The sequence below is a fragment of the Actinoplanes sp. NPDC048791 genome (assembly GCF_040650095.1).
Lineage (GTDB): Bacteria > Actinomycetota > Actinomycetes > Mycobacteriales > Micromonosporaceae > Actinoplanes.
In genome coordinates this window covers 1-9,684 of the sequence record NZ_JBEZGQ010000248.1, presented here as the reverse complement: position 1 = coordinate 9,684, position 9,684 = coordinate 1, and the positions used below count along the sequence as shown (strand labels likewise).

Annotated in this window: 9 protein-coding genes; 2 read left to right on the top strand and 7 right to left on the bottom strand. The window is 71.8% G+C overall.

Annotated features, from left to right (window positions below):
• A partial coding sequence (locus tag AB0C29_RS19510; protein WP_360821974.1) for a hypothetical protein occupies positions 1-872 on the top strand: 872 nt, incomplete at its 5' end.
• A 62-nt stretch (positions 873-934) separates the two neighbouring features.
• Here the strand turns inward: AB0C29_RS19510 and AB0C29_RS19505 are convergent.
• A complete protein-coding gene (locus AB0C29_RS19505; protein ID WP_360821972.1) occupies positions 935-1,993 on the bottom strand; it encodes a 1-acyl-sn-glycerol-3-phosphate acyltransferase in 1,059 nt (352 codons plus the stop codon).
• Complete coding sequence (locus AB0C29_RS19500; protein WP_360821970.1) at positions 1,990-2,838, bottom strand: patatin-like phospholipase family protein; 849 nt, start codon at positions 2,836-2,838, stop codon at positions 1,990-1,992. Before AB0C29_RS19500 ends, AB0C29_RS19505 begins: the two co-directional genes overlap by 4 nt.
• A gap of 174 nt (positions 2,839-3,012) precedes the next feature.
• Here AB0C29_RS19500 and AB0C29_RS19495 point away from each other — a divergent pair, with 174 nt between their 5' ends.
• On the top strand, positions 3,013-4,335 hold the full coding sequence (locus AB0C29_RS19495; RefSeq protein WP_360821968.1) for a serine hydrolase domain-containing protein: 1,323 nt from the start codon (positions 3,013-3,015) through the stop codon (positions 4,333-4,335).
• Between the two features lie 50 nt (positions 4,336-4,385).
• Here the strand turns inward: AB0C29_RS19495 and AB0C29_RS19490 are convergent, their stop codons facing one another.
• The 5 genes from AB0C29_RS19490 to AB0C29_RS19470 form a co-directional block, all read right to left on the bottom strand.
• Positions 4,386-5,774: a glycosyl hydrolase family 18 protein gene (locus tag AB0C29_RS19490; RefSeq protein ID WP_360821966.1), complete on the bottom strand. Its 1,389-nt coding sequence runs from the start codon at positions 5,772-5,774 to the stop codon at positions 4,386-4,388.
• A gap of 82 nt (positions 5,775-5,856) precedes the next feature.
• Entirely contained in the window at positions 5,857-7,056 is a 1,200-nt protein-coding gene (locus AB0C29_RS19485) for an ABC transporter ATP-binding protein (protein WP_360821964.1), read from the bottom strand.
• Positions 7,057-7,115: 59 nt separating this feature from the next.
• Positions 7,116-7,982 (bottom strand): hypothetical protein, encoded by an 867-nt coding sequence (locus AB0C29_RS19480; protein WP_360821962.1) that lies wholly within the window; start codon positions 7,980-7,982, stop codon positions 7,116-7,118.
• Positions 7,983-8,057: 75 nt separating this feature from the next.
• Positions 8,058-8,273, bottom strand: coding sequence for a hypothetical protein (locus AB0C29_RS19475; RefSeq protein ID WP_360821960.1), 216 nt, complete (start codon positions 8,271-8,273; stop codon positions 8,058-8,060).
• Positions 8,274-8,287: 14 nt separating this feature from the next.
• A complete protein-coding gene (locus AB0C29_RS19470) occupies positions 8,288-9,586 on the bottom strand; it encodes a hypothetical protein (RefSeq protein WP_360821958.1) in 1,299 nt (432 codons plus the stop codon).
• Positions 9,587-9,684 lie beyond the last annotated feature (98 nt).

Below are 9,684 nucleotides of genomic sequence, written 5' to 3'. Positions count from 1 at the left end.
GGCAATCCACCCCCCGACCGTTCGTCACCCCCGGACGCGCGGCAGGGCAGGAAAGGACCGACATGCGGACGCCACGACTCGCCGGACTCGGCCTCGCATCGATGGCCGCGGTCGCTTTCGCGATGACCGGCTGCACGGCTGACAGCGACGGCACCCCGGGCGCCAGCGCCCCGGTGACGGACACCCCCAGCGCGTCCGCCGTCGCGGCCAGCCCCGACGCGACGGCCGCCGCCGCACTGGCCACGGCCACCGCCACGCTGGGCACCACCAGCTTCAAGGTCACCATGACCTCGGGTCCCGGTCTCAAGCTGACCGGCCTGATGGACGCCCCGAACGGCACCGGCACCGCCGACCTCACCGTCACCGGGCCCAACACCGAGGTCAAGGTGCAGACCCTGCTGGTCGGCCAGGACCTCTACGTGAAGGTCCCGGGCGTCACCAAGGGCACCACCTGGACCCACGTGGACGTCTCCCGGCTGCCCGAGGGCGCCAACGTGGGCCTGCGCCCGGGCCAGATCGACCCGGCCAACACCGCGCAGCTGCTCACCTCGACCACCGACGTGCAGCAGGTCGACGCCCGCAGCTACAAGGGCACGCTTGATCTGACCAAGGCGGCCGGCGTGGCGGGCGTGGACCAGACGCTGGTCAAGACCTGGGGCGCGCAGGCGCAGAAGGTGCCGTTCACCGCTGGCCTGGACGAGCAGGGCCGGCTGTCGGCGCTGACGATCCAGCTCCCGGCGGTCAACGGCCAGCAGGCCCAGCCGCTCGAGGTGCTCTACACCGACTACGGCATCAAGGTCGAGGCGCAGAAGCCGGCCGCCGGGGAGACCACCGAGGCCCCGGACAGCCTGTACACCAGCCTGGGAGGCTGACCGGCACCGATCGACGAGGAGGCCCGGACGCTGGTTGCGTCCGGGCCTTCTGCAGCTCAGGGCTAAGCGGCCGGCGTGCGCCGGGCGGACCAGTCGGTGCCCAGCGGGCGCGGCTGCGGGCGGTTCTCCTCGATCCAGGCGTCGATGCGGGCCCACCACTCGTAGAGCCAGGCCACCCGTTCCTCCTCGCCGGCCGGCACCTCCTCCGGCGGCACGCTCCAGAACCGCATCACCAGCTGCTTGTCCATCGGCAGCTCACGCCACAGGTCCCGGACGGTGATCATCCGGTCCAGCCCGGTGTGCGCCACGAAGATGACCCCCGCGTCCGGGGCGGCGTCGATCGCGGTGAACAACCCGCCCGGCTTGGGCGGCAGCACGTGGCGCAGCCCCTCGGCCTTGACCGCCATGTCCTCCATGCCCTTGGCCCGCAGGAACGCGATCGCCCTGATGCGCCGGCGCGGGGTGAAGTTGCCGCCCTCCGGGAAGATCACGAACGCGTCGTTGTCGTCCAGCCCGGTCGCCAGGTCGCTGATCTCCTGCTCCAGCGACGCCGTACGGGTGTGGCCAGGCGAGATGAACCTGTTCGGCAGGCGGTTGAGCAGGATGTCGACCGCCGGGTCCCACTGCAGGGTCGCCTTGAGCACGATCCGCGGCTCCCGGTCGAACCAGTTGACCAGGCCGTGGATGAGGACGAACGAGTCGCCCGGCCCGGCGTGCCGGCTCACCACGACCTCCGGGCGCCCCGGCATCCCGGTGTCCGGGTCGGTGCCGACCACGTCGATGCTCAGGTGCAGCGACCAGCGGGCCAGCCAGAACAGCACGTCGAGGAACCAGCCGGTGAGCACGTAGTGGGCGCGCTGGAAGGTGGGATTGCGGATCTTCCACCCGAAACCCGACGCCAGCCAGAGCGCGGCCAGGCACACCAGCGCGGCCGCGTCCCAGATCAGGTAGGCGATGGCCAGGAACACCAGCCGCGGCACCCGCAGATGCCCGGGCACCAGCGGCGAGGCGGCCAGGGCCAGGATCAGCCACACCGGCAGCGTGGCCAGCAGCGCGACGGACAGCACGACCACGGCCGGGGCGATGACCAGCCGGCGGACCCAGACAGGGGGCAGCATCACGAACCGTCGGCTGAGGCGGGGGTCACGTTGGCGGCGAGGTAGCGGCGCGAGGCGGTGTAGGCGCGGCTGATCCGGCGACCCGCGGCCGCCATGTCGCGGTACGCCCACGGCGAGTCGTCGCGGCTGTCGCCTCCGCCGGTCGGCAGGACATGCACCCGTACATCGTCGGGCAGCGATGCAACATCGCGGGCGAAGCGGTGCCGCCGGGCGATCTCGAACGCCACCTGGGCCACCTCCCACGGCCGCTTCGGCACCACCAGCGGCCGCTCGATCCGCCCGACCTGCAACACGAAGATCCGCTTGGCGCCGACTCGCACGGCCTCCCCGATCGGGATCGAGTTGACGATGCCGCCGTCGACGAAGTGCTCCCCGTCGATCTCCATCGGCGGCAGCAGCCCGGGCACCGACGACGAGGCCAGCACGGCGTCGACCAGCGGGCCGCTGTCGAACCAGTGCTCGGCCGCGCGTTCGATGCTGGCCGCGCAACACCGGAACGGCACCTTGAGGTCGGCGAACGTGGACTGCTCGCCCAGCTCACTGGTGAGCAGGCGGCGCAACGGCAGCGGCGAGTGCAGGTGGGTGCGGGCGGCGAAGCGGCGGAGCTGACGGGCGAGGGAGTCGCCGTACACCTCGGCGGCCTCGGGCGACGACCACAGCCGGACCAGGCGTTCGGTGACCGCCTCGGTGGGGTCGGCGGCGACCAGCGCACCGTTGACCGCGCCGATGGAGGTGCCGACGACGACGTCGGGCCGGTAGCCCGCCCGGAAGAGAGCGCGCAGCATGCCCACCTGCACGGCGCCGAGCACGCCACCGCCCCCGAGGACAAAAGCGACCGGGGTGTTCATCGGCCCAGGGTAGCGGGGAGGTGAGCAGACTGAAGGACAAGATCAAGGGCAAGTTCAAGGCGATATCGTGCCTGGTTGCATGGCACCGGCCGTCGCTACCGCCGATGACAGCTGCGTGCTGGCAAGACCAAGCGGGGTACATGCGGGCGGTCCCGGCGTGCCATCATCGGCGGCGTGGATATTCGTCGTCGGTCCCTGCTCGGGGGTGGTTTCGCCGCTGCCGCGGCCACGCTTGCCGGGTGTGGGAAGGCGGGCGGGCCCAGCTGGAACGAGCCGGGCGCGGTGCCCGTGGCCGATCAGGTTTCCGTCGCCCCGTCGAAGACCTCGGCCGCGATCAGGCCCACCCCGGCGCAGACCCGCGCTGCCGCGCCGCCGCCGTACGCGGCCCGCGTGCAGAACGCACTGACGAAGTATCTGAAGCCGACCTCGGACAACCCGAAGCACCCCGGCTACGCGGGCGCCGTCGCGCTGGTCATGGTCGACGGCAAGACCACCCTGCACACCGCCGTCGGGCACGCCCTGCGCTACAAAGCCGGCCCGGTCGAGCTGCCCGCCGGCAAACGCGTCGTCATGAAACCCGACGCGATCTTCGACCTGGCCTCGCTGACCAAGGTCTACACCGCGCTGCTCGTGCTGCGACTGGCCGACCAGGGCAAGATCGACCTCAACGCGCCGCTGCGCAAGTACCTACCTGAGTTCACCGGCACCGGCAAGGGCACGATCACCATCGCGATGCTGCTGGCCCACACCAGCGCCCTGCCCGTCGGCGCGAAGGTCACCGGCCTGCCCGACAACGCCGCCCGCTGGAAAGCCGTGCTCACCACCCCGCTGGTCAAGGGCGGCGTGCCCGGCACCACCTTCCGCTACTCCAGCGTCGGGCTGATGCTGCTGGGCCGGCTGGTCGAGAAGCTCACCGGCAAAAGCCTCGACAAGGCCCTGCGTGACAACCTGCTCACCCCGCTCGGCCTCAAGGACACCGGCTTCCAGCCCCTGAAATGGGTCTCCGACAAGAAGCGGCTCGTCGCCACCGACGCCCGCTCGTCCCGGGGCCTGCTGCGCGGCACCGTCCACGATGACGTCTGCAACCATCTCGGCGGGGTGGCCGGGCACGCCGGCGTCTTCGGCACCGCGAAAGATGTCGCCGTCATCGGCCAGCTGCTGCTCAACGGCGGCACCCACAACGGCAGACGCCTGCTGTCCGCCGACATCCTCAAGACCGCCCTGACCAACGTCAACAAGGGCAAGAAGGCCGTCGACGCCGACCGCCCCGGCCGCAGCGCCGACCACGGGCTGGGCTTCGAGATGAACCAGCCCTGGTTCATGGGCAAGCTCGCGGCACCCACCACGTACGGCCACACCGGCTTCACCGGCACCTCGCTGCTGGTCAGCCCGGCCCGCAAGACGGTCGTGGTGCTGCTGACCAACCGCGCCCACCCCAACTGGTCCTGGTCCAATCCCGACACTCATCGCGTCGCCGTCCACAACGCCATCGCGTGAAGGGGGGCGGCGATCAGGTTTCTGACCACCGCCCCCGGCAAGCAGAGGGATCAGCCCAGCCCGTTGAGGAAGCCCTCGTGGTTGGTACGGAACTCCCAGTTGTAGAACTTGTCCCAGTTGATCGACCAGGTCATCAGGCCCCGGAAGTTCGGGTTGGTGCCGCTGCGGACCGCGTACCCTCCGCAGTTGCTGCCCTTGACCAGGCAGGTCACCGCCTGCTGGACCCCCGCCGGGGCGACATAGCCGTTGCCCGCGCTCACCGATGACGGTGCGCCGAAGGCGACCTGGTCCTCGCGCAGGGCCGGGAACATGTTGGCCGTGTTGCCGGCCACCGGGAAGCCGGCCAGCATCATGTCGGTCATCGCGATGTGGAAGTCGGCCCCGCCCATGCTGTGGTACTGGTTGTCCAGGCCCATGATCGAGCCGCTGTTGTAGTCCTGCACGTGCAGCACCGTCAGGTCGTTGCGCATCGCATAGATCACCGGCAGGTACGAGCCCGCGCGCGGGTCCTGCCCGCCCCACGGCCCGGAGCCGTAGTACTGGTAGCCGAGCTGCACGAAGAACGTCTCCGGGGCCATGGTCAGCACGAAGTTCGCGCCGTAGCGGGCCTTCAGGGACTTCAGCGCGGCGATCAGGTTGACGATGACCGGCGTCGTCGGGTTCTTGAAGTCGGTGTCACCGGTGTTCAGCGACAGCGAGTGGCCCTCGAAGTCGATGTCGACGCCGTCCAGGCCGTACTTGTCGATGATCGCGCTGACCGAGCTGACGAACTTGTCCCGGGCCGCGGTCGTGGTGAGCTGGACCTGGCCGTTCGCGCCGCCGATGGACAGCAGCACCTTCTTGCCGGCCGTGCGCTTGGCCCGGATGGCGCTGATGAAGTCCGCCTCGCTCTCCACGCCGGGGCACTCGGCCGCCGGGCAGAGGGTGAAGCGGATGTCGCCGGAGGTAGCGCTGGTCGGCTCGCCGAAGGCCAGGTTGATGATGTCCCAGTCGGCCGGGACGTCGGCCATCCGCAGGTAGCCGGAGCCGTTGGCGAAGCTCGAGTGCAGGTAGCCGATCAGCGCGTGCTTGGGCAGCCCGGCGACCGGCGGCGGCGTGGTGGGCGGCGGCGTGGTCGGAGGCGGGGTGGTCGGGGGTGGCGTCGTCGGGGGTGGCGTCGTGGGCGGTGGGGTCGTCGGCGGGGGCGTGGTGCCGCCGCAGGCGCCCTTGTCGGCCCAGACACCCCACTCGCCGCTGGCCGTGGGCACCTCGCCCTGCGTCCACCATTTCGCGGTGTAGTTCTTGGCCTGGTACGAAACGGAGTTGTCCTTGACGTACACCGCCGAGGAGCTCCACGCCGGGGCACAGGCGGCGGCAGCGCTCGCGGACGAGGCTATGTAGACGGCGGAGCCGGTGGCCGCCAGGGCGGCGGTGACGGCGAGGATGAGTGAACGGCGCATGGGGGGTGGCCTCCACGTCGGTGTATCGACAGTTGGCCAATTATTAGGACTGTTAACTGTTCCTGTCCAGTGAACGTTTTTTTCACGCCTGGTCGAACCGGATCCGCAGCCCGGTCCGATCGAAGAGCAACAGGTCCGTCAGACCGATGCCGACCTCCAGCTCCTCACCCACCCGCACCTGCCGGGGAACCGGGACCCGGACCATCACCTCACCCGTCGGCGGCGCGTCCACCAGGTCGTACGCGGGATAGAAGCCGTACGGCGTGCTCGCGGCGACCGACCGCGAAGGGGCCGCCGGCGCGTCCAGCCGGACGCTCGGCACCCCGCCGACGTCGACGTGGGCCAGCAGCTCGTGACCCAGGTTCTCCACCGCGCACACCGTGCCCCGTACCGACATGTCGTGCTCGCGCAACGGCAGCGCCCGCAACGCCAGGGTGACCCGCTCGGTGTGGTGCTCGGCCAGCCGCGCCGTACGCGGATCCCCCGGCGGCAGCTCCAGCACCTGCGAGCCCAGATCGAGCACCACCTTGCCGCCCTCGGCGTACACGGCCGCCTCCAGCAGGCTGGTGCGGGGCATGCCGAGGAACGCCGCCACGAACAGGGTGTCCGGGTCCGCGTACACATCGACGGGCGGGCCGACCTGCTGGAGCACGCCCAGGCGCAGCACCGCGATCCGGTCGGCCATGCTCATCGCCTCGGTCTGGTCGTGCGTCACGTAGATCGTGGTCACCGCCAGCCGCCGGGCCAGGGCCACGATCTCGCCGCGCAGCGCCGCCCGGGCCCCCGCGTCCACGTTGGACAACGGCTCGTCGAGCAGGAAGACCGCGGGCTTACGGACCAGCGCGCGAGCCATCGCGACGCGCTGGCGCTGACCGCCGGACAGGTGCTCGGGATAGCGGCTGAGCAGGTCCGCGACCCCCACACTGCGGGCCACGTCGGCGACCCGGGCCCCGATCTCCTCGGCCGGATGGGCCGTCGCGCGCAGCGGGAAACCGATGTTCTGGGCGACCGTCAGGTGCGGGTAGAGGGCGTAGTTCTGGAACACCATCGCGATGTCCCGTTCGCGGGGGCCGATCTCGGCCACCGGCACGCCGTCGAAGGTGACCGTGCCGCGGGTCGGCTCCTCGAACCCGGCCAGCAGCCGCAGCAGCGTCGACTTACCGCAGCCGGTCGGCCCGAGCACCACCAGGAACTCGCCGGGCTTGATCTCCAGGTCGACGCTGTCCACCGCGACGACATCGTCGAAGTTCTTCGTGAGGCCGCGTGCGGCGATCGCCACCATGCACCCATGGTGCGGCTTCGGTGACCATCAATGCCAGAGCTTTGCCGATCCGGCTGCCCCTAGTGCAGGACCGTGCGGTCGAGGAAACCGTCGCCGTCGTCGTCGAACATCCGCTTCTCGAAGACGCCGTCGTGGTCCTTGTCGTAGTCGGCGAAGTCGACCCGGTTGTCCAGGTCCTTGTCGACGCCGACGAAGTCGGCCTGCCCGTCGCGGTCGAGATCCACCCGGATCTCCGCGCCGCCGTCCTCGCGGCCCCGGTAGGTCGCCTTGTCGAGGTGGCCGTCGCCGTCCGCGTCGACCCGGTTGTGGTAGCCCTTCGGCGGCGCCAGCTGCTCGGGCTCCCCCAGGCCGCTGTGCGCCGAACCGGACTCGCCGAGACCGCTGCGCGGCGCGTCGCCGAGGGCCGAGACCGCCGGGAGACCGTCCAGGTCGGGACCCGGCGCCGAGCCGAAGCCGGACCGCGCGGGAAACTCCGGCGCCGTGCCCAGTCCGGACTGGGCGGACATGCCGCCGGTCCCCCAGGCCTCCGGCGCCGAGCCGAACCCCTCGGTGGCGGTCCCGGTGGCGCTGCCGAACTCCGACCACTCGCCGAGGCCGGCCGAACTGTCCGTGGCGGCCGCACCGAGCCCCTGGCTGACCGTTCCCGGGGCGGCGGTGCCCTGGTCGACCAGGCCGTGCCCGACCGAGCCGGCCACGTCACCGATGCCGAACGACGAGAACAGCCCGAACGTGCTCGACTTGGTGACCCGGTCCTCCACGACCGCCGTGTGCGCGCCCGCGTCGGTGCTGACCTGCTGGCGCAGCAGGTCGGCCTCCTCGGCGTCCAGGACGTAGCCGACCAGGGCGCCCGCCGGGTCAGCGGCGAGCTGGGCCTGGAACGACGGGTCGGTCAGCAGCCGCTCCAGCACCTCGTCGAAGTCACTCATGGCGCCCACGGTAGGAGCCCACGTCCAGCGACCGCCATCGGTGAGGTGGCCAATCCCACGGACCGGCCGCGCCGCTCAGTCGAGTTCCGGCATCGGCACCGGCTGTGGCCTGGGCCGGCAGGTGCCGCACTGGACGGCGTCCTCGACCACCAGGGCCTCGGCCCGGTCCCGCTGCGCCGACCGGCTCACCTGAAGGAGGTACGGCCCGAAGCGGGCATGGTCCTCGCAGACGCCCCGGCCGCAGAACCGGCAGGTCCCCCGGGCCGCCTTGGCACAGAACCAGCAGAGCACGTGTGTTCCCCTCGTCAGCCGATGATGATCGGTGGTGTGGTGCTCGTCGGGATCGACGAGGGCGGCGTCGTGGGCGGCGTCGTCGTCGTCTGGCTCGGCCGCGGCGTGGTGGTCGTCGGCACCGGGGTGGTCGGCCGGGGCGTGCGCGGCGGCGTGGTCGTCGGTCGCGTCGTGGGCCGGGTCGTCGGCCGGGTGGTGGTCGGGTCCGGGTCGTCCGGCGTCGTCGGGTCCACCGGGTCGGCGGTCGGCTCCGGCTCGGTCGTCGCCTCCGTCGGCGGCACCGAGGTCGGCGTCGGCACGGAGGGGATCTCGCTGGGCAGGTCCGAGGGCAGCGGCTGATCACTGGGCGACGGGCTGGGCGAACCGGCCGGCGGCTCCACCTTGACGCCGTCACCGCAGCTCAGGTCCGTACCGGTGGCCGGGGCCGGGGTGCCGCCCACGAAGACGCGGCCGGTGGCGGCGATCAGGCCGTCGGGCTCGACCGCGTACCAGGAGGCGCCGTTGTTGGTGACCAGGCCGCCGGGCCGGGCGACGTTCAGGGAGAGCGCCTGGTAGGCACCGCTGGTACTGGCCGTGTCGGCGAGCAGGCGGCCGGCCTCCAGGGCGAGAGCCCCGTGCGGCACCCGCTGACGTCCGGCATCGGTGTAGAGCTTGCCGACCTGGGCCTGCGAACCGGCGCAGAACAGGGTGGCCGAGCCGCCCTGGAAGGTCAGCCGGCCGGTGGTCCCGGCGGGGACGATGATCCGGTCACCCTCGTCCAGGTAGCGCCGGTCGCCCTCGTCGAGCCGCTCGTTGCGGCCGTTGACGGTCGCGACGATCGTGCCCCGGTCCGAGGTGAGCAGAGCGCGGTCGGTGGGCATCTCGGCCCAGGCCGGCCCGGGCGCGAAGTTGATCACGGTGAGCAGCAGCGACAGCAGGAGCAGCAGCAGGACGAGCCACCACATCCGGCGCTCGAAACGGCGGTCCACCTCGGGGTCCTCGGTGCCGTCCGGCGGACCTGGTGGCACGGCCAGCGGCGGATAGACGCCGGCGGAGTGCACGCCCTCGGCGGCCGGACCGCTGCCGGCCGGACCGCCCGCGGTGGAGCCGGGCGTGCCGACCAGCGGCGGCAGATCGGAGGCGTCCGGGATGACCCACAGGCGTACGGGGGTGCGGGCCTGCGCGACCATCCCCGGGATGCCGTCACCGACCGGGCCGACCAGCGTGCCCCGGCGCAGCTCGACGCCGTCGGGCATGGCGATGACGCCGGACTCCACGACGACCGCGTGGGTCGGCCCCTGCAGGACCACCGGCGCGCCGGGCTCGAGATCCACCGGGTGCGCGGAGGCGATCAGCGCGAGCCGCTCGTCCCCGGCCAGCCCGGACAGCGCCGGGGTGTCGGCGAACAGCGCCTCGGCCTAGGCCCGGTCGG